This window comes from Bradyrhizobium sp. JYMT SZCCT0180 (assembly GCF_018130165.1).
In the GTDB taxonomy this organism is placed as follows: Bacteria; Pseudomonadota; Alphaproteobacteria; order Rhizobiales; family Xanthobacteraceae; genus Bradyrhizobium.
Map to the genome: position 1 here is coordinate 299,998 of NZ_JAFCLZ010000006.1, position 19,737 is coordinate 319,734.

General features: G+C 57.1%; 14 protein-coding genes and 1 pseudogene. 7 read left to right on the forward strand and 8 right to left on the reverse strand.

All coding sequences use genetic code 11. From position 1 onward, the window contains the following. Nucleotides 1-802: 802 nt before the first annotated feature. The 3 genes from JQ641_RS11505 to JQ641_RS11515 all read right to left on the reverse strand — a co-directional run bounded on the left by JQ641_RS11505 (nt 803) and on the right by JQ641_RS11515 (nt 4,240). Nucleotides 803-1,147: an addiction module antidote protein gene (locus tag JQ641_RS11505; RefSeq protein WP_211996070.1), complete on the reverse strand. Its 345-nt coding sequence runs from the start codon at nt 1,145-1,147 to the stop codon at nt 803-805. 315 nt (nt 1,148-1,462) lie between these two features. Then, a complete protein-coding gene (locus JQ641_RS11510) occupies nt 1,463-2,995 on the reverse strand; it encodes a porin (RefSeq protein ID WP_211996071.1) in 1,533 nt (510 codons plus the stop codon). 645 nt (nt 2,996-3,640) lie between these two features. Then, nucleotides 3,641-4,240 (reverse strand): LabA-like NYN domain-containing protein, encoded by a 600-nt coding sequence (locus JQ641_RS11515; protein ID WP_211996074.1) that lies wholly within the window; start codon nt 4,238-4,240, stop codon nt 3,641-3,643. A 924-nt stretch (nt 4,241-5,164) separates the two neighbouring features. Here JQ641_RS11515 and JQ641_RS11520 point away from each other — a divergent pair. The 3 genes and pseudogenes from JQ641_RS11520 to JQ641_RS11530 all read left to right on the forward strand — a co-directional run bounded on the left by JQ641_RS11520 (nt 5,165) and on the right by JQ641_RS11530 (nt 8,331). Next, nucleotides 5,165-6,352: an FIST signal transduction protein gene (locus JQ641_RS11520; protein WP_211996076.1), complete on the forward strand. Its 1,188-nt coding sequence runs from the start codon at nt 5,165-5,167 to the stop codon at nt 6,350-6,352. 699 nt (nt 6,353-7,051) lie between these two features. Further along, a pseudogene (locus JQ641_RS37835) lies at nt 7,052-7,951 on the forward strand (sensor histidine kinase); the annotation flags it as partial. After that, nucleotides 7,948-8,331 carry a response regulator gene (locus tag JQ641_RS11530; RefSeq protein ID WP_211996078.1) on the forward strand — a complete coding sequence of 128 codons (384 nt, stop codon included), beginning with the start codon at nt 7,948-7,950 and terminating at the stop codon, nt 8,329-8,331. The pseudogene JQ641_RS37835 and the gene JQ641_RS11530, both read left to right, overlap by 4 nt. Nucleotides 8,332-9,923: 1,592 nt before the next feature. Here JQ641_RS11530 and JQ641_RS37840 read toward each other — a convergent pair. The 5 genes from JQ641_RS37840 to JQ641_RS11555 form a co-directional block, all read right to left on the reverse strand. Next, a complete protein-coding gene (locus tag JQ641_RS37840) occupies nt 9,924-10,310 on the reverse strand; it encodes a hypothetical protein (protein WP_249150346.1) in 387 nt (128 codons plus the stop codon). A 34-nt stretch (nt 10,311-10,344) separates the two neighbouring features. Beyond that, nucleotides 10,345-11,373, reverse strand: coding sequence for an HAD family hydrolase (locus JQ641_RS11540; protein WP_211996080.1), 1,029 nt, complete (start codon nt 11,371-11,373; stop codon nt 10,345-10,347). Nucleotides 11,374-12,012: 639 nt separating this feature from the next. Then, a complete protein-coding gene (locus JQ641_RS11545) occupies nt 12,013-12,393 on the reverse strand; it encodes a response regulator transcription factor (protein ID WP_211996082.1) in 381 nt (126 codons plus the stop codon). Between the two features lie 66 nt (nt 12,394-12,459). Beyond that, the gene (locus JQ641_RS11550) at nt 12,460-13,074 is read right to left on the reverse strand and encodes a response regulator transcription factor (RefSeq protein ID WP_211996084.1); all 615 of its coding nucleotides are present in this window, start codon (nt 13,072-13,074) and stop codon (nt 12,460-12,462) included. Further along, nucleotides 13,071-15,296, reverse strand: a complete 2,226-nt coding sequence (locus JQ641_RS11555) for a sensor histidine kinase (protein ID WP_211996087.1) — start codon at nt 15,294-15,296, stop codon at nt 13,071-13,073. The genes JQ641_RS11550 and JQ641_RS11555 overlap by 4 nt, the downstream gene beginning before the upstream one ends. Before the next feature lie 501 nt (nt 15,297-15,797). On the opposite strand from JQ641_RS11555, the gene JQ641_RS11560 reads away from it, so the two are divergent. The 4 genes from JQ641_RS11560 (at nt 15,798) to JQ641_RS11575 (ending at nt 19,728) form a co-directional block, all read left to right on the forward strand. Next, on the forward strand, nt 15,798-16,793 hold the full coding sequence (locus JQ641_RS11560) for a formylglycine-generating enzyme family protein (RefSeq protein WP_502754947.1): 996 nt from the start codon (nt 15,798-15,800) through the stop codon (nt 16,791-16,793). A gap of 102 nt (nt 16,794-16,895) precedes the next feature. Next, nucleotides 16,896-18,530 carry an arylsulfatase gene (locus JQ641_RS11565; RefSeq protein ID WP_211996089.1) on the forward strand — a complete coding sequence of 545 codons (1,635 nt, stop codon included), beginning with the start codon at nt 16,896-16,898 and terminating at the stop codon, nt 18,528-18,530. Nucleotides 18,531-18,634: 104 nt separating this feature from the next. Continuing rightward, on the forward strand, nt 18,635-19,429 hold the full coding sequence (locus JQ641_RS11570; protein ID WP_249150347.1) for a DUF2092 domain-containing protein: 795 nt from the start codon (nt 18,635-18,637) through the stop codon (nt 19,427-19,429). Continuing rightward, nucleotides 19,426-19,728: a hypothetical protein gene (locus tag JQ641_RS11575; protein WP_211996091.1), complete on the forward strand. Its 303-nt coding sequence runs from the start codon at nt 19,426-19,428 to the stop codon at nt 19,726-19,728. Before JQ641_RS11570 ends, JQ641_RS11575 begins: the two co-directional genes overlap by 4 nt. The last annotated feature ends 9 nt before the right edge of the window (nt 19,729-19,737 follow it).

Below are 19,737 nucleotides of genomic sequence, written 5' to 3' on the forward strand. Positions count from 1 at the left end.
AAACAGACCAGGAGGGCGAAGGGCGTTCGATCGCCAATCCTGGGAAGACGTCATTTGCCCAGTAAAGGCATTGCGAGCCTGGCCGGTCGCTACGAAGATTGAGACCGCGCCCATCTTTCGGCCGATCGATAAGGCCGGGACGGCGCGGCCCTTACGTCTTACATGCGTTCGGTTGCCAATTTTTTGTGAAAGCTTATGCGGAGCGGGCTGGCTTCGACGCGAAGACCTATTTAGGACATTCACTCCGTGCCGGCTGTTTTTCATCGGCCGCAGCAAACCGGGCGAACATCTTCAAGATGATGGATCAGCGGGTCACATCTGTCGAGAGACCATGCGGGGCTATGCGCGGGACGGGGAGTTGTTTCAAGATCACGCGGGCGCGGGCTGCTTTCATCAAAGTGCTAAGTATGCAGGAGTTGATTATGGGTTTCGAAAACTGACAAGAGTCCTTCGGTACTACGAGAGCGTCCGCGAACAAGCCGAGGGCGGACGCACAAAAGCCATTTCACAGCGAACCTGAGCGTACGCGCACGAGCGGACAAATTACGCGAGGTAATAGCATGGGGCGACCGGCTATCCATCTTACAAACCTTGAGACGTCCAAATGGCTCGGCGAGCTCCTCTAGACGCTGGGGCCGTTGTTTTAGAAGACTTCGCAAATCCCCGTCATATCCCCCGCTAAGCTGCAAAGCACCAGACCGGCGGACGACTTCGCAAACTCCGCATGTCCGCCTCGCTCGTCCAGAGGAAAGACTATTATATTGCCAGCACACGGAGCCAAAGGCCAAATAGAGTTCTTGCGTCAGGCGTTCGATGTTTTGCGTCGAGGTCGTTTAGCGGGAGTAGACGGCTGCGGCTTCACGAGCAATTCGACACCGAGTACTGCAAGAAGCTTTAAGATCCCTCCAAGCCTTGGGTCCTTGTCGCGCTCGAATCTGTGGTAGAGGCTCGCCCGATTTAGCCCAACCTTTTTCGCGAGGACCGTGACATTCTGGGCCCGGACTACATTGCTCATTGCGCGTAAAATGAAGGCGAGATCTTTTCTTGCGAACGCTTCGTTGAGATGTTGGGCAATCATTTCCGGATCATCGCGGTACTTTTCAACATTATCGCGATAATTTTTAGCCTCGGAGGCTCGTCGGGCCATCGGTCGTCTCCTCGCAATATGCCGATTTTTAGATTGATGCACTGATTTAGTGAAGCTGGCGACTTTGTTCTAGCCGTCTTCACCGAGCATCGCCGGGAACGCGCTTGTGTCCTGAAAAATGCCGTGCGTCAGGCGGGCCTGCCGCTGCCGACGCAATCAACCAGTGGACGGCACGACCTTGAGGTCGAGTAGTTGCAAGCTGGGATGCTGTGGTTCCCAGTGGTCCAAAACACGCTTGAAATCTCGGAGATGGCGTGCGGCGGTCGTCGCGGCACCGCATCGCTTCGACCAATGCGCGGACGTCGCCTCGTCGTCTTACCAGTTACGCTGGGCGCGGAAGGCGAGTGACAATGTGCCCTGGTCCTTGAGTTCGTAGAAGGCTGCCGGCTTGACACTGACGGCCGGCAATGCGGCGAGGCCGGAATATTGCTGATCCACCAGCGTGTACATCAGCTCACCCGTGAAAGTGAGGTTCTTCACGGGGGACCAGCGCGTGTTGGTGCCGATCTGCGCGACGTTGAAGTTCGGATTGCAGGTCGAACCGGGTGTCAGGAAGGTAGTGACGGTGGCGCAGATATAACCTCTTGCCGTGGCATTGTAGCTGATCGACGTGTAGGAGCCGAACAGCGCTGAATTCCACTGGCTGTTCCAGTTGTGCGTGTAACCAGTACGAAAGCCCCACAATTTGGTCGTCTCGATCCCATTGCCGGTCGTGAAAATGCCGTCAGACACGCCCCCAATAGTCAGGCTCTGGTAGACGCCAGCCAGGCCGCTGCTGCCATACATGGCGACGGTGGGTGCGACCAGACTCTGCCAGACGTAACGGCTGGCACCGTCCGAATAGCCAACTGAAATATCGATGTCGTCGCCCGGACCAGTCGGCAGGTTCTTGATCGTCAAGGCCAGCTGACCAGCCCAACCCCATTTGTCGCTGGGATGGCCTGACGTTTCTGTCCCGCCGTAATAGGCCGCGTGGATGTTGTGCGCGGCCACCGAGGCCTGGAACATGCCCCAGGCCTGCTCGACGCGAAGCATGCCGACGATGTCGGGAGACCGCGTGCCGCCGAAAGCATTGGCACCATACCCGCCGGCCTCGAAGTTGGCCGCGGTGAGGCTGGATGTGTTCCACAGATTGGTATGGTAGTAGGTGACCTGATCCTGCAGCGAGATCGTACCGCTGACGCCCTGACCAAAATCCGCCGTGTAGGAAAACTGGTTCACGCCGGTTTGGTCGGAGTGACCGCCGAGGAGCGCGTCAGTGATGTTGGCGGGATAGCCGGCGAATGGTGCATCGAACTGGGATATTGCCCTGCCGATCGTGAAGCCGGCGAACTGGATGAATGCGAAGTTGAGGGCGAACGAACCGCCTGAAAGCCCGCCGTCGGAGGGATTGCCAACGCCACCGAAGCCACCGGCCTGGGCAGCAGCAGAGTAAACGGTGCCGCCAGCGCCTGTGGCGGCATAAGTACCCGAGGTCCAGGAGAAATTCGCATCGAAGTAAGTACGGACCACGCCGTATTCGGTCGCGGTGCGGGTGTCGACGTTGAGGTTTTCGCGGGCGCGAGCGAAATAATAGTTGCTCAGCCGGCTTTTTTGACCGGCCAGACCACTCCAGGCCGGGGTGCCCTGAATACCGCCGCCGTTGAAGGTGACATCGGCGCGCAGGTAACCGCCGAGCTTGATGCAGGTGTCGGTACCCGGGATGAAGTAGAAGCCGTTTCCATAGAGGGAGCAGATCCTGACATATTCGACCGCCTTGGCCTTGACCGGAAGGTCCGCTGCATGGCCTCCGCTCAAGGCGACAAGACATGCTGCTGTGCCGAGCACCGCGCCGTTGATTATCTTCATGGTCCGCTTTCCCTCTCATTCGGAAGCAGTCTTCGTCAGGCCGAGCTCCGCAACGATTCCGCTAATTTAGCGCTCAGCATCTACGTAACGATCTTCGCAACGCAATGACGAGACATCCGGCAGATGTTTCTTCGGACTTTTTCTTGGCGACTGTCACGCGAAAGGCACACAGAACCGGCTGGCCTCTAAATGGAATTACTGGTCCCCGTTGCTTGCATTGCTGTCATCCCGGTGTCTTGCGATCTCGCGACGGAGTACCGCCAGTGATTGGTTGAAGGGCTTTCGCAAAAAGCGATTGAGCGGTCTTCTGGCGATGAGAGGCGACCGGTTGCACACTCCCCCTTTCTAATCCTACCTGTTGCTGTGGGTCAGACTGGGACCTGCTGCCCCGGCGACCCGACTTCCGCCAGACCGGACATCACCGGCTAGGTAGGTAATGTCGGTTTCGTGCCGGGAGCAGCGGCTTCGGTAGCGACCTGCGTGACCTCGATCGTCGGATGGATCGGCTCAATGACCAAGTTCCGGATTGTCATGACCGGACCCGACCTCGGTGCCGATTTCGTGTCACTATCACCGTAGCGAATGCTCCGCTGAGGACCGGTTGTCGCTCAGGCGCCGGGACGAGCCGTTCAGTCGTTAATCGTGTCATCGTCGGGCGGGGGAATTTCGCGGGGCGCTCTGGATTGTGGCACTTGTTGGAGCGCGGACAGGGCGCTCGGAATGGTCACGGCCGAGCTTGGACTGCAACTCTACAAGGTCCATAAAAACGTCAGCTTGGCGCCGCAATTCGTCGGCGATCATCGGTGGGTGGCTCGTTATAGTCGAAATGACAGTAACCCGGACGCCGCGACGCTGGACCGCTTCCACGAGCGAGCGGAAGTCTCCGTCACCCGAGAACAAGAACATCTCGTCAACTTGCTCGGCAAGCTCCATGGCATTGACGGCAAGTTCGATGTCCATGTTTCCCTTCACCTTGCGGCGACCACTCGCGTCAACAAATTCCTTAGTCGCCTTGGTGACGACGGTGAAACCGTTGTAGCTGAGCCAATCTGTCAACGGGCGGATCGAGGAATACTCCTGATCTTCGACGATTGCCGTATAGTAGAACGCGCGCAGTAAGACACCGCGCCCATCAAATTCCTTGAGGAGGCGCTTGTAGTCGATGTCGAAGCCGAGCGTTCTCGCCGTCGAATGCAAGTTTGCGCCATCAATAAAGAGCGCGATGCGGTTAGATTGGATGGACATCTGATGTCGACCAGCACTCATTTGCTAACAGCTGCGAAAGCGAAATTACGCCGCGCGCTCTGCTTGGATTAAAAATAAATCTCTAAAGCGCCGCTGTGAGGCAAGACGGTTTAGTCGACCTACAAGTTATACCTAATAACTTTAAGGTTCAAATATTTTTTGTCATGTAGACGATGGAAGAAAATGTTCCACAATTGGATAATCGCGCGTAATATAAAAATATGCTGTAAGGTCTTGAACCTACAAGGAGAACCGGCCGACCCATGTACAGGGACCTAAATGATCGCAATGCTGCCTCACCTGCCTGTGTTTGAAGTGCGCCTAAAAAGGCGTGGTCGTCGATGGAGGTGGACTGTTTGTACCGCCGACGGGCGGGTAGTGATGGAGGGCTCTGAAAGCCGTCGAATTGCCGCCAGCTACAAAGCCAATAGAGCCATCTTCCTGATGTTGCTGTGCGTTCCTTCCTCCGATGTCCAACCGCGCGATGGTAAAGTTGCAATGCGGCACACCTATTCGGATGACTCTCGCTCCAACATTTAGACCGTGTCTCACGCGAAATCTTGGGGCCTATTGTCCTGCGAGCCGGTCTTCAGGTGAACCAGGGAGTGCATGAAGCGATCCTCCGGTGCGTAAAGCACTTGATGGTATGTGGGCGCCCCTGTAGTAGCGGGGCTCGTCCCAGGGGCGATATTGGACCACGGTCCAATATCTTGCCGAAGTTCGCGCTCTTAAGCTTGAGCGTATGTTGCGTTTTTTGAGGTTATTCCGCTTGCGATGCGCCGCGCTTCTTTCCGGCAAGCTACGGTTGGCGTATCGTCCAAGTCGCTCCGCCTGATCTTAGCGAGCGCTCGTTAATGTCCGCCATCCGAGAGAAGCAGGTAAACCCGAGGAGGCGAAGTCTTCGTCAAATGAAAGGTCGCGCCGATGGGTACGAATGCCGGTGTTGGGATGAGCCATCATCGAAATCCTAAGGTAGCCGGGCGCGAGGCCGCCGAAAGAGCATTGGCGGCGGCCGGGATCGACCGACCCGACTTCGTCTTTATGTTTGCTTCCGTCGGATACGAACAGCGCGCACTCTTAGATGCCGTCCGCGTAGCCACCGGTGGTGCTCCACTGGCCGGCGGGTCTGGCGGGGGAGTCATCGCAGGTTTGGAAGCCGACGAGTCGAACTTCTCAGTAGCTGTGATGACGATCAGCTCCGACGAATTGAATTTCAAGAACGCAATGGCCTCCGGCCTCAAGGCCAATTCGGAAGCGGCGGGAAGGACCATCGCCCAGAGCTTAGCTTGCGAGGTGCAGCCTGACACGCTTGGGCTGATTATGCTCGGCGACGGGTTAACCCTGAATTTTGACCGCTTCGCTGCGGGCCTCAAGAGTGAATTGCAGCTTGATCGTCACCTGCCTTTGTTTGGGGGTACCTCGGCCGACAACATGGAGTTTAAACAAACTTATCAATACTGCGACGATCAGATCACATCCGACGGTGTGGCCTGCGTTCTGTTGTCGGGATCTGCCCGGCTTGCTTGGTCGGTTAACCACGGTTGTCTTCCCATCGGCGGCGAACGGAAGGTAACTCGCTGCTCCGGCAATGTCATCTACGAGATTGACGGTATGCCGGTTCTCGACGTCCTAAAGGAATATCTCGTCGGTGATGAGATCGACAATTGGAGTAAGGCGGTTCTGAGCCTCTGCATGGCATTCAAAGCGCCCGAACAGATCAAGGGCTACGACGACTACTTGATCCGCTTCATGCCGACAAAAGATGACAAGGCCGGGTCAATCACAATCCCGACCGAAGTTGAAGAGGGCACGAGCATCTGGATGAGCCGGCGCGACCACGAAAAGATATCGGCCGGCGTCGAACGCATTGGCGAAGAAATCAAGTCAACATTAGGTAATAACGCCCCGAAGATGGTGTTTCAGTTCGACTGCATAGGACGCGGGAAAGCCGTGTTCCGCGATCAGCAAAAAAGCCAAATACTAGAAAAGCTTCAGCAAAAAATTGGGCCCACCGTGCCATGGATAGGTCTCTACACCTATGGAGAGATTGGTCCGATAGGAGGGCGCGACTATTTCCATAACTACACCGCTGTAGTATTAGCAGTATACTGAGTTAGCCAATGTCCAGTACCGCTATACTTCCGCGTTTGATGGAAAGACCGTAGCGTGAGTGAGATTGATCGGCTTCGGGTCGAAAACCAGCGCCTCTCGGATGAGGTCAAGCGCCTGGTGACAACCGAGGTTCAGCTCTACGAAGTGCAAGAGCATCTCGATGGCCAGATGAGCGCGTATCGCCATCTCTATGAGCTTGGTAAGAAATTCAACACAACCGTCGACCTCACGACGATCCTGCAGCTCGCCGCCAAATTCGTTTTATACGAACTCAATTTCGAGCGCTGCCTCTTTCTTCTGAAGCAATCCGGCGCGAACAGCTTCTCCATCGAGACGATGGATGGTTACTATAACGATGCCGAGAGTACCGTCATCGCGAGGTTGGCACTCCCCACCGCCTCATTGGCGCTCGCACCACTATATGCCGGCGTTGAACGGGTACTGTGTTTGCCCGATTGCCGCCGCAGCGAGCTGACCTCGCTGCGGCGTCTCATCGGTATGGACGAGTACGTCGTCTTGCCGTTGGGCGGGGAACCGAAAAATCCAATTCGCTTGCTGGTCGCGGGAAATACAGCGGGGCAAGCGCCTTATCAGCGCCGGGTTGTCCAAGAAGGCGAGGCGCTACTCGGGCTAGCCAACCTGGCAAGCCAGACCTCTACCGCGATTAACAATGCGAACTTCTACCAAGCGCTCGAATGGGAGCGGCAGTCACTCGAAGAGAAAGTCCGCGAACGCACACGGGAACTCTCGCGATCGCTGGAAGAATTGCGCGCGGCGCAGGATCGGCTAATCCAAACTGAAAAACTTGCCTCCCTAGGGCAACTCACCGCCGGCATCGCCCACGAAATCAAGAACCCGCTTAATTTCATCAATAATTTCTCCGCCCTGTCGGCGGAGCTGGTCGACGAACTAGGCGAGGTCCTCAAGCCCGCGCCATTGAACGACCTGATGCGCCAAGAAACTGACGAAATCGCAAAGCTGCTAAAGGGCAATCTTGAAAAAGTAGTGCAGCACGGCAAGCGCGCCGACTCGATCGTCAGGAATATGCTCATGCACTCGCGCGATGGCTCGGGTGACCGGCGCACTGTCGACATCAATACCCTGGTTGGCGAGAGTCTCAAGCTCGCATACCATGGCGCCCGCGCGGAGAAGCGGGTTATTCAGATTAGGCTGGAGCAGGATTTCGATCCCGCCGCCGGCGAAGCTGAGCTGCTGCCGCAGGAGATCACACGCGTGCTGCTCAACCTGATCTCGAACGGTTTCTATGCGGCAATGAAACGCAAGGCGGAAGATGACCTTGAGGGTTATGAGCCTGCGCTTACCGCCGCGACCAGAAACCTCGGTGACCGCGTCGAAATCCGAATTCGCGACAATGGCGCGGGCATTCCGTCCGAGGTGAGGGAAAAGATGTTCAACCCATTCTTCACTACCAAGCCGCCGGGCGAAGGGACCGGTCTCGGGCTTTCGTTGAGCTTCGACATCGTTGTCAAGCAACATGCCGGATTGATTGAGGTTGACACTCAACCCGGCAAATTCACCGAATTCAGGGTCATCCTTCCGCGCTCCGCCCCCGCGGGCAAAGCTGAGGCACATACATGAAGCCTCTTATACTCGTAGTCGATGATGAACCCGACGTCGAAGATTTATTTCGCCAGCAATTCCGACGCGACATCCGTGCCGGCCGCTTTACAATGGAGTTTGTTAAGTCGGGAGATAGCGCCCTTAAGAAAATTGGTGACGCTAATGCGGTGCCTTTGATGCTGATTTTGTCCGACGTCAATATGCCCGGTATGAGCGGGCTTGAACTCCTACCAAAAGCGAAAGCGTCACGACCGGATGTTCCGGTTATCATGATCACGGCCTACGGCGATGGCGACACCAGACGAATAGCTTTGGAAGGAGGTGCAGAGGCCTTATTGACTAAACCAATCGACTTCACGGCGCTCCGTAGCGAAATAGATGGGCGACTTAAAGCCTAAGCAGTAGGTCCCGTTTGCCATGACCGTTTTGGGTCGAGTCTGTTAGGCAGGCGGATCGCCGGTCCTCCATCGCTCCACACGCGTTGGTTCCACCTCTGGCAAAGAGGGCCGTTCCCTTCGCGGATGAGCGCTTCGCCGGCGGCGCGCTTTCAACCGCGCTTGCAGCCAGGATGTTCGTCATCGCGCGAGTTCTTTCTTGAGCGGAAGGAGAGCGGGGTAGGGTGGAGTTTCGGCGCATAGTTTTGCAGTTTTCTAAGTCAGCGCCGGCATCGTAAAGCGGAATGTCCGCGAACAAAGCCCATTCCTCGCTGCTTGGCTCTCTGCCCATTGGGTAGTGGGTCGTATTGATTGTGGCGGGGTTTGGCCTGGTATGTTGACAATTTCCACCGCATATTTGGGGGATGACGAACGGCACCGTAATCACCGTCCATTTTTCCTGCGCATGTGGGATGCACTATACTGCATCCCAAGTGCAGATGCCCGAAAGGCGAGAAGGGCGCTTTCATTGCGACGGCTGCAAACAAATTGTCAATGAATGGGCTGGTCATTATCACCTTTTTGATTGGAAGCGCATCATCGCCCAGCCGGGGAGGGCGGGTGAGAAGATATGACTCCCAAACGCCCCACGACCCCAACCAGTTCGCGGGTCGATCATCGACATCGCGACGGGGGAGATGCCTGCCCGGACCTTACGCCAGAAGAGCAGGGTAAGGCCCTTGGATGCAGTGGCGTTGAAAAAAGGCTTCCGAGGGTAGCATCATTTTCAGGGCTCACTTTTCGAAATGGCCCACTACCGATTTTTGATAAAAACTGCCGAATGATGCAGTAGCTCAATACAAAAGGCCCTAAAGCCAGGCTTTGTATGGTGGAGGGGACGGGAGGATCATGACCTAGACTTAGAGCGAATTAGTCCATATCTTTCAGAGGCCAGCGCAGCGCTCGATCGACGCAGGGTGCAGCGAGACGAACTTCGTCACCCCGTTCTGGCGTCAGATTCCATCTCGACCGCCTTTCGTCCTTGCATCGAGCCGGGAGGAGCGCGTCGATATATCCCGACCCCTCCATGGCATCGACCATCACGGTGGACCGAAGTTTGTCCGGCATTTTTTCGCCATCTCGGTCCCCTTGTATAACTTTGGATCTCCTTGCGTTCTCGCGCGGCGCGGGGGGCGTTCTGAAAACACTAGCAATTCTGGTCTGCGCCCAGTTCTTGGATGCTTGGGCTATCGGGGCTTTCGCTCATTAAGAGGGCCGCTGCGCGGATCAATGATCGAAGCATTGCATTTTCCGTGAGTGCCCTGCTGATTGGAATTCGCCGCGGCGACCTAATAGCAAGGCGGATACGGGTAATAGCCGCACGCCGGCGGAGGAGGATACGGGCGGTAAAGGGAGCGCCGTAGGCGGACGCAACATGGGCTGCCGCCCGCAGCGCCAGCATATATTGCGCTGCGGAAAGCCGAGCGGCGGGCGACCCCGGCAAACGACAGCGGCGTGAGTGGCCGGCCGATTATATCGATAAAAACCACCGCAGGTCCGTCCCCACCAGCGAGATCGCCCTACAGAATTTGAACGCTGAACTGAGCTTGTCGCCCTCAAGCTTCGGATTTTTCAGTACAACCGCCGCATCCTTGACCGAACCGTCCTTGCCCAGGACGGAGACCGTTGCGTTCGGCGGGTTCTTTCGGCGAAGCTTCCTCACCCGAGGCCCATTCAGCAATCACATCGGCGGTGTGGTGTCCCGCGGCGCGAACGGGACGATCGGCAAAAATGATCGAACTCGGCGTCACGCCGTTCAGCACCCGAGTTTCGACTTGGAGGGTTGCATTGCGCGAATTGAGTACGGATCGGGACGGCACAATCTCGGGCTTGGCAGCGGCAGTCGGGTTCATGGGGGGCGATGGCGTATTTGGCCGAAGGCCGCTGCCGGAGAGTACGGTCAGGCCGAATAAGACCGCCATTATGATGTTCGTATTCTTCATATCTGCTTCTCCGGTCGGAATCGTTTTAGGCTGGCTAATCAAAAGCGAAGATCCGCTTCCAGTCCTTCTTCATGTCGACTACCGTCCAATTGTTCACCTTCGCCGCGTCGAGCGCCGCGTCGAGCTTGCCGAAGTGTGAAAGGCGATCGTAGGCATATTCCCGCACCTCGTCGGTGTGATGGACGATCAGACCGAACCGCGCACCACTGGCGCCGAGCGTCGCCCATTGCAGCATTTCGAGATCGCCATCGGAATTGCCGAAGGCGGCGATCGGACGGCGGCCGATGTGCTCGTTGATGCCGACCGGTTTTCCGGCCTTGTCGTCGATGAAGTTGATGTCAGGAAGCCGGAAAAGAGTTGGTGCACCGTCCTTCATTTCAAATCGGGTCTTGATCGAAGATCCGATCACCTGCTCCGGCGGCACGCCGTAGATCCTTTCGGTCCACGGCCGCATAAACTCAATTCCGCCGCCCGACGCGATGAAGGTCTTAAAACCGCTGGCGCGCAGGTAGGCGAGCAGTTCCAGCATTGGCTGGTAGACCAGTTCGGTATAGGGTCGTTTGAAGCGGTGATCGCGCGTCGTCGCGAGCCAGTCCGAGGAGATTTTTTCGAACTCTGCCGTGGTCATGCCGGCATGTGTTACCGCCACTAGTTCAACCAGTCCTTTCTCGCCTGATGCCGCCAGCGCCTTGAAATCGTTGTCCAGCACCGCTGCGAACGGCTGCTTGGTCTTCCATTCCGGATGCATAGGCGCCATCGCCTTCACGCGGTCCAGTATGAAGGCCAGTTGCACGTACATCGGCTGCTCGACCCAGAGCGTTCCGTCATTGTCGAAGGTCGCGATGCGCTTGTCGGCCGCAACGAAGTCAGGCCCGCCTTGCGTCGTGACGCGCGCGACGAAGTTGAGGATCGAGGTCTTTGTCGCGCCATCCTTCCAAGACGGCAGCGGGTCGGATGGTGCCTGCGCCGATGCGAAACGAGACGAAGCAGATAGGATAGGGAGGGTTGCGAGCGAAGTGAGCAGAAATCGACGATCAAGGAGGGGAAACCGAGATGCACTCATGATAAAGGTCCCTTTGGACATTAACGAGGACGGTGCCATCACGCGCTAGCCGCTGTTTATCCTATCCGCCAGTTGCCGATTGAGCTTGATGCCTCGCTACAGTTAGCGCTGCCACGGCTTGAGACGGTACGTTATGGAAGGAGCCTATTGCGGAATATTGGACCCTGGTCCAATATTGTACCCCACGCATGCTCATAATACCGCGATTGACCGTGATCTCGGGCGGGACGTAGATTTAACAACGCGCGAATTGGCAATACGGCGTCGCCGGCTATCTCGTCTTCACCCCTACATCCATCTGGAGGCAGGTTTGCAGGCTGACATAGCTCGGCGTGCCTCCAATGCTCTCCTGGGAGACTCAACTCTTTTTGCTGGATGGGGCAAATTTTGACCATTGGCTTCCGAGCTGCTTCCGGGCCGTCGGTTCATCGTTGACGCAGGACTTCAGCGATTGGACGTCATTAAGTCCGGCCGTTGCGGCAAGGTCGAGCTTGCAGCTCCGAACAATGTCGAACGTCGGCACCCGATCGGCGACGGTGACGACAAGTTGCGAGCTCAAGGCGATCATCGAAATTGAAACAGGCATTTTCGTATCTCCACTCGATATTGTTTTTCCAACGTGAGCTTTCGAACCGAACTCTAACACTCCTCGCGAGGAACATTAATCGCCCGATCGATAGCGGCAAGTAAGGTGCTATCCTGAAGGGGCTTCAATAGAAGGGCCGCCGATCGAAGGTTGTCCTGATGCGGTGCCGCGTCGTGGTGGGCTGTGATCATGATCGTCGGGATAATGAAGCCCTTCCGTATTAAATGTTCTTGCAGCTCCTGCCCGTTCATAGCGGGCATCTGAAGATCGACAATCAGGCATTTGGGAGGGCCGTCGGGCAACGAAGCAAGAAACTCTTGCCCTGATTCGTATGCGTGAACCTTGTAACCATGGGATCGCAGCAGCCTGCTCAGCGCCTTGAGCACGGCCGGATCATCGTCGACCACAGCGATCCAGGGAGAACTCTCCACCATAAAGGATTATTGCGCCCGGTTCTTTGCCGGTCGAGTTGACCGTTGGTCCAATAGGCCACGGATTTGCTATTTACCTATTCGGGCTTTTTCAGCCAGCCGGACCAAGTCGGCAACGCCTCGAACGCCCAGCTTTTCCATCATCCTGCCGCGGTGCACCTTGATGGTCTTTTCTACGGTACCAAGATCGCCGGCAATTTGCTTGTTGAGCCGGCCAGCGATCACGTGCACGAGCACTTCGCGTTCTCGCGGTGTCAGCGTGCTGATCTTCGCCTGGATTGAGTCCAGTTCTGACTCGGCCAGTCGGTGCTCGGCATCGTAGGTCTTCGCGCGCTCAACTGCTTGAAGCAAATCCGTCTCCTTGACCGGCTTGATCAAGAAATCCAGTGCGCCGGCCTTCATGGCGCTCACACTGGTTGGAACGTCGCCCTTTCCGGTAATGAATATCACTGGTCGGTGCGAGCCCCGAGCAGTCAGCGCCTGCTGGAGGCTGAGACCGTTCAGGCCCGGCATACCGACGTCCAGTACGGCGCAGCCAGGTGCCGCGGGGTCGTGCTGCTCAAGGAATTCTTGCGGAGACGAGTAGGCCTGGACTCCATACCCCTTGGCGCGAAGCAATCGCGACAGTCCTTTCCGCACACCAGCGTCGTCATCAACTAAATAGACAGTAAATTCATCTGTCATGACGCCGTAGCCTCCCAGCTCGGTAACGAAATCGTTGCGATAGCGCCCCCGCTCGCGTCGCTCACGAGAGCAAGCCGCCCGCCATGTGCCTCTATGATGGCTGAACAGATCGCGAGGCCAAGACCGAGGCCGTGCTCCTTTGTGGTATAAAACGCTTCAAATAAACGGTCTTGAGCCAAGGCACCAATGCCGTGCCCTCGATCCTTTACGCACAGCTCAACCGACCCGCTCTCCATCCCGCGGGTTGAAATCAGGATATACCGCTGATCGACCGGGGTCGCAGCCATGGCATCCATTCCATTCATGACAAGATTAAGCAGGACTTGTTGCAATTGGACGGAATCTCCTCTTGTCAGGAAAAGCCTGTTCTCCAGGTCGAACCTGATCCTGATTTCGCGGCCGATCAGTTCGCTGTGCAGGAGGCCGGCTGTGGATCTGACAAGGTCATTGATGTTGACCGCTTCCAGCTTGGGCTCACCCTTTTTCAGAAGTTGACGGAGGCGTTGAATGACTTCGCTGGCGCGGTTGTCTTCATGAACGATGTCCTGGAGGGCGTCCCGGATTTCTTCGAGGTCTGGCGATTTCTGTCCCAGCAAGTGCAGGGCCGCCTGGGCGTTCGACAGTATGGCAGTGAGCGGCTGGTTGATCTCGTGGGCTATCGAACCGGAGAGTGCGCCTAGGACGGACACCCGCATCAGGTGCTCAATTTCCATGCGTTGCAGGGCGGTCTCGGCTTCGGCCGATTTTTGGTCGGTAAGGTCGACGAAAATGCCCCCTAATTGGTTTGTCTCACCGTTGCCTTCCGCATATGGGTGCGTTCGCATCCGGATCCAACGCACCTCACCGTTCCGCAAGACAATTCGCACGTCGCTGGCGGCGGGCCGTTGCGTCCCGTTTGACTTCCGAATCGCGCTGTTTGCGGTTTCGAGATCATCCGGATGAACCGTCGCAAGGAGCGCCCCTCGGGTAAGCGGTATGTCAGGCGGAAGCCCGAACAGGGCCCTGCAATGTTCGGTGACCCACAACTCGTCCGTATCCCGGTCGAGCTGCCAGAGTCCGATATTTGCCGCAGTGGCTGCAAACGTCATCCGATCGTCGCTATCCCTTAGCAGCGCCTCGGCGCGCTGCCTCCTGCGCCATTGAATCAGCAAGGCACCTAGAAAGGCCGTTTGTAGGCCGAGCACGGATAGCGCCGCAACAACGGTGCCGCGATGCTGATCCCAGATCGTCGGAGGCTTAAATAAAACGACAGTGCCAGGAGGCAGATTTCTTTCCTTCAGATTCCAGCGCTCCATTGCCCGGTGATCGACGCGGTAGTGCTGGTTCGGGTTTGTTCGAGGCGCGAGCGTCGTCGGATCCGCGCCCTTCATGATCTCGATAGCCATTTCGGCCGTCGCAGTGCCAATCGATTCGAAGGTCTCGACAAAGCCGCCGACCGCACCCTCACCGATAAATGTATCGTAAGGCCCGTAAACCGGGGCAGGTGACAGCCCGGCCAATTCGGTCGCAATCTGCGCCGGCACGAAGGTCTTCCCGTCACCGTCGACGAAAATCGTCAGAACGATCACGATTGCATCTTTGGGTACCTTCGACAATTCAGCAATGAGTTCAGCATAAGGAAGTTCGAACAGGAATGTCGTCTCGAATTTGCGCCCGTGCTCTTCGATGACCCTGCGCGCGGTTGATTGCCAACGCCGATCGGCCTCGCCGCGACCGGCGATGACATACAGGCGACGAGCCTCCGGTTGAAGCCTCTCCGCCAGCAAGAGCGTTTTCGCCAAGTCGAAGGCTGTTATAATTCCGGTAATCCCCGGTGGCGGTCGCAACGCCGCGTAGCTCTGGGGCGAGATTGATGCAAAGACCACTGGGACTTTGGGGAGAAAGTCTTGATACTGGATGACGAATGGCAGTGCGGCGCTGCCAATCGTCATCACCAGATCCGGGGGATGCTTGCCGTATTTGTCGCGAATAAAGGTCGCCGTTCGCAGCGCATGGGCTTCGTCCATATTCCGGGACAGATCGAGAAATTCCGCATCTATCTCAACTGATTTCGAGTACTCGACCAGCCGCTTACGAACGGCCTCCGCAATCATGCTGGTGGCGGGAAATGAGTAGTTGAAGGCGTGAAGCATAAGAATGCGCGGACGCTCCGCAGCGCAGGCTTCCCCCGCGAGACAAAAAAGGAACCCGATGCTGCACAAAGCAATGCGCGTCGTTGTCATTTTGGAAGAGGCCGCACTCAAACATTCCAGTTGTAACTTACAGACTAAAACTGGCACCCACGGTTAAGTGTTGATGCTATGCACGATACCATGATTTTCCGCGCGTAACCCACTACGCCGCTGAAGATTCGTAAGCAGGGGGCTTCCAACAATTGATGCTGTCGTTGCGGCGATCGGTCGCGGATATGGGGCGCTTTCATTAGTCGCGGCATGGGACACCGAGCGCTTCCTAATGGTTTGTGGCACAAACTGCATATCGGTGTGATGCGAACGTCATTGCGCGCGGTAAGATGGCTTCCAAAGCGCCTCCAGCGGTTCGACTGGTGGAAATATTTCGTCAGACGAAAACAGCCGACGATGTCTCCCCGATATCACCCATACCGGGACTCCTTGAATCGTTTGATGTTGGACCACGGTCCAATAGCTTGTGGCAGGGCGCCTACGTAGCGTGTGCTCGTCTCGGTTGCTGTTTTGGCGATCCACCGGGAGGCAACGCTCGAAATGTCGGCGCTTTTTCCTGCACTTGCGGCCCAGGCCGATGCTTCTGTTGATAATGCCCCCTCGCAAGGCGAGGGGATGATCTGGATACCTAGCGGCACTTTTCGCATGGGATCGGACCAGCATTATCCCGACGAAGCCCCGGCGCACCGCGTTAGCGTCGACGGCTTCTGGATCGACCGCTATCCCGTGACGAACGGTCAGTTTCGCGAATTTGTGAGCGCGACGGGCCACGTTACCTTTGCGGAAGTTGCGCCGGACCCCTTGCATTACCCGGACGCTCTTCCCGAACTCATTTTCGCCGGTTCATTAGTTTTCGTTCCGCCCAGGCGTCTGTCGAATCCTCAAGATTGGAGCCAGTGGTGGACCCTGATGCCGGGAGCTAATTGGCGGCATCCTTACGGCCTTGAAAGCAATATAGATGGCCTAGACGACCATCCTGCCGTTCACATCAACTATGATGATGCGCTGGCATACGCGAATTGGGCCGGCAAGTCTCTCCCGAGCGAAGCCGAATGGGAGTTTGCGGCCCGCGGAGGACTCGAAGCCGCAGAATATGCCTGGGGTGACGAGTTCATACCCGGCGGGCGTCACATGGCCAATACTTGGCAAGGAAACTTTCCTGCCGAAAACTCCCTAAGCGATGGTTTCGCTCGAACTTCGCCCGTGAACGCGTTTCCAGCGAATGGTTTTGGCATCCACGACATGATCGGCAACACTTGGGAGTGGACCACCGACTGGTACTCCCCGAAACACAAGGTCGATGCCAAGAAGGCCTGCTGCGTTCCACAAAATCCGCGCGGTGGCCGCGAAGAGGAAAGCTTCGATCCTCTTCATCCAGCCAGCAAAATTCCGCGAAAAGTCATCAAAGGTGGCTCGCATCTTTGCGCGCCCAACTATTGCCGCCGCTATCGCCCCGCAGCGCGGCATGCCGAACCTGTCGATACGTCAACAAGCCATCTCGGATTTCGTTGTGTCCGGAGATCGTCGTGTATCTGAGAAGCACTGAGGTCGTCAAACAGGAGAAAGAAAATGAAAACTCCCAAAGAAAGAGCTGCAGACAGGGGCGTCAGTCGACGTAATACATTGCTTGCCGGCACCATGCTGGCCGCCTTTGCCCTCGACGGACTTCAATTCAGCCAGGCACAAGCTCAGCAACAGCAGAGCAAGCCGAACATCATCATGATTATCTCCGACGACACCGGCGTTGGTGACCTTGGGCCGTATGGCGGCGGCGAGGGGCGCGGCATGCCGACGCCCAACATCGACCGTCTGGCCAGCGAGGGCATGATGTTCCACTCATTCTATGCGCAGCCCAGCTGCACGCCGGGACGCGCGGCCATGCAGACCGGCCGCATTCCGAACCGCAGCGGGATGACCACCGTTGCGTTCCAGGGCCAGGGTGGCGGGCTTCCGGCTGCGGAGTGGACGCTGGCCTCGGTCCTCAAGACCAGCGGCTACAAGACCTTCTTCACCGGCAAATGGCACTTGGGCGAGGCCGATTACGCAATGCCCAATGCACAGGGCTACGATGAGATGAAGTATTGCGGTCTCTATCATCTCAATGCCTACACGTACGCCGATCCGACCTGGTTCCCGGATATGTCTCCCGAATTGCGAGCGATGTTCGCGCGCGTGACCAAGGGCGCGCTGTCAGGCAACGCCGGCCAGCAGGCGCGCGAAGAATTCAAGATCAACGGGCAGTACGTCGATACGCCCGTGATCAACGGCAAGGAAGGCGTGGTCGGAATTCCATTCTTCGACGGCTATGTCGAAAAGGCGGCGATCGAATACCTGGATCGTAATGCAAGCTCCCGCGAGCCCATTTTCATGAGCATCAACTTCATGAAGGTGCATCAACCAAACATGCCGCATCCCGACTACATCCATAAGTCCTTGTCGAAGAGCAAGTATGCCGATTCCGTGGTCGAACTCGACGCGCGTATCGGCCGCATCATGGACAAGATCCGCTCGCTCCCCAATGCCAACAATACGCTGGTGTTCTACACCACCGATAACGGTGCTTGGCAGGATGTCTATCCCGACGCCGGCTACACTCCGTTCCGCGGCACCAAGGGCACCGTGCGCGAGGGTGGCAACCGGGTTCCTGCGATTGCCTGGATGCCCGGCAAGATCAAGCCGAACACGAAGAACCATGAGATCCTCGGCGGCCTCGACTTGATGGCTACCTTCGCTGCTGTGGGGGGCGCCAAGCTTCCGACACAGGATCGCGCCGGACAGCCGATCATCTTCGACAGCTACGACATGTCGCCGGTCCTGTTTGGCACCGGCAAGTCGCCGCGCAACGAATGGTTCTACTTCACCGAGAATGAACTGTCGCCTGGTGCCGCGCGCGTCGGCAATTACAAGGCCGTGTTCAATCTGCGTGGCGACGACGGCGCGTCGACCGGCGGCTTGGCGGTCGATACCAACCTCGGCTGGAAGGGGGCCGAAAAGTATGTCGCCACAATCCCGCAGGTGTTCGACCTCTGGCAAGATCCACAGGAGCGCTACGATATCTTCATGACCAACTATACGGAGCGCACGTGGACTATGGTCACCATCAGCGAATCTATCAACAAACTAATGAAGACGTACATCGAGTATCCTCCGCGCAAGCTCCAAAGTGAAAGCTACACCGGACCGCTCACGCTCTCTCAGTACGAGAGATTCCAGAACGTGCGCGAGTCTTTGGCAAAGGAAGGCTTCAAGCTGCCGATGCCAACCGGTAACTGACGGATAACGATTTCCCGGTGTGACATCACTGGCGTAGACGTAAGGTGCCAGCTACTGTCGGCAGAAGGCCACCGATGTTGACGAATTCAACGGGAGAAAGCGCGATGAAGAGTATGAAGCGAGTGATACCACGGCGCGGAATATTGATCGGGGCGGCGCTGATGATGAGTGTCTCCTTCATTCCCGCGGCGAATGCTCAGAACGGCGACGCCGAAAAGCTGCTCAAGGGAATGGCGGACTATGTTTCCAGCCAGAAAACCCTGGCCGTGACCTACGACTCCGATATCGAGGTGATTACGTCAAAGCTACAGAAAATCCAGTTCACAAGCTCTGGACAGGTGCAATTGAGCCGCCCGGACAAGCTTCGTGCCACCCGAACGGGTGGTTACCGCGATGTCGAGATCGTGTTCGACGGTAAAATGCTGACCGTCAACAACAAGGACGGTAAGGACTACGCCCAGATCGAGGCCCCGGGTACCGCCGAGGAATTGATTGATGTGTTGCGGGAAAAGCATGGGGTCGTAGCGCCCGGTGCCGACCTGCTGCTTACCAACGTCTTCAATGTGATGATGGCTGACGTGGTCGAGGCCGCCGTGATTGGTAAGGGCGTGATCGACGGCGTAGAGTGCGACCACCTCGCATTCCGTAACGTGGAAACAGACTGGCAGATCTGGATCGAATCCGGAGCCAAGCCGATCCCGCGCAAGTACGTGATTACCAGCAAGGGCATCGGCGAAGCGCCGCAATACACCCTGCGGATCAAGGAATGGAAAACCGATGTCGCGGCCGACGCCTTTGCGTTCAAGGCGGATCCATCCTTCAAGAAGATCGCGCTCGGCGATCTCTCCGATATCGACGAAGTCCCGCAGGGCACCACCAAGACCGGAGACAAGAAATGATCCGAACAACATTATTCCGACTGTCGTTCGCAACCGTCCTCGGCGTCGGCGCCCTTTTCTGGGGAGGTCAACTGCCTCTCGACGGACAGTCATCGATGGTGTCGTCCGCCGAAGCCAGGATCGGCCGTCCGCTCACGCCGATGAGTTACGCCGGTGTTGCCCGGCGCACCACGCGCCGGGCCGTAGTCGGCGGAGCCGTAGTAGGTGGCGCCGTCGCGGCCGGAGCCTACTATGGAGCTGCGGGAGCATGCTCGCAGGTCGCGGACGCCTACGGGCGGATCGTCACGGTCTGCCGGTAAGTTGTTTCT

What these genes read in the sequence shown, in the direction of transcription:
- JQ641_RS11530 (WP_211996078.1), top strand. Translation starts at nt 7,948, where the DNA reads ATGAAGCCTCTTATACTCGTAGTCGATGATGAACCCGACGTCGAAGAT.
- JQ641_RS11565 (WP_211996089.1), top strand. Translation starts at nt 16,896, where the DNA reads ATGCTGGCCGCCTTTGCCCTCGACGGACTTCAATTCAGCCAGGCACAA.
- JQ641_RS11555 (WP_211996087.1), bottom strand. Translation starts at nt 15,296, where the DNA reads ATGACAACGACGCGCATTGCTTTGTGCAGCATCGGGTTCCTTTTTTGT.
- JQ641_RS11505 (WP_211996070.1), bottom strand. Translation starts at nt 1,147, where the DNA reads ATGGCCCGACGAGCCTCCGAGGCTAAAAATTATCGCGATAATGTTGAA.
- JQ641_RS11550 (WP_211996084.1), bottom strand. Translation starts at nt 13,074, where the DNA reads ATGACAGATGAATTTACTGTCTATTTAGTTGATGACGACGCTGGTGTG.
- JQ641_RS11540 (WP_211996080.1), bottom strand. Translation starts at nt 11,373, where the DNA reads ATGAGTGCATCTCGGTTTCCCCTCCTTGATCGTCGATTTCTGCTCACT.
- JQ641_RS11520 (WP_211996076.1), top strand. Translation starts at nt 5,165, where the DNA reads ATGGGTACGAATGCCGGTGTTGGGATGAGCCATCATCGAAATCCTAAG.
- JQ641_RS37840 (WP_249150346.1), bottom strand. Translation starts at nt 10,310, where the DNA reads ATGAAGAATACGAACATCATAATGGCGGTCTTATTCGGCCTGACCGTA.
- JQ641_RS11510 (WP_211996071.1), bottom strand. Translation starts at nt 2,995, where the DNA reads ATGAAGATAATCAACGGCGCGGTGCTCGGCACAGCAGCATGTCTTGTC.
- JQ641_RS11515 (WP_211996074.1), bottom strand. Translation starts at nt 4,240, where the DNA reads ATGTCCATCCAATCTAACCGCATCGCGCTCTTTATTGATGGCGCAAAC.
- JQ641_RS11575 (WP_211996091.1), top strand. Translation starts at nt 19,426, where the DNA reads ATGATCCGAACAACATTATTCCGACTGTCGTTCGCAACCGTCCTCGGC.
- JQ641_RS11545 (WP_211996082.1), bottom strand. Translation starts at nt 12,393, where the DNA reads ATGGTGGAGAGTTCTCCCTGGATCGCTGTGGTCGACGATGATCCGGCC.
- JQ641_RS11560 (WP_502754947.1), top strand. Translation starts at nt 15,798, where the DNA reads ATGTCGGCGCTTTTTCCTGCACTTGCGGCCCAGGCCGATGCTTCTGTT.
- JQ641_RS11570 (WP_249150347.1), top strand. Translation starts at nt 18,635, where the DNA reads ATGAAGAGTATGAAGCGAGTGATACCACGGCGCGGAATATTGATCGGG.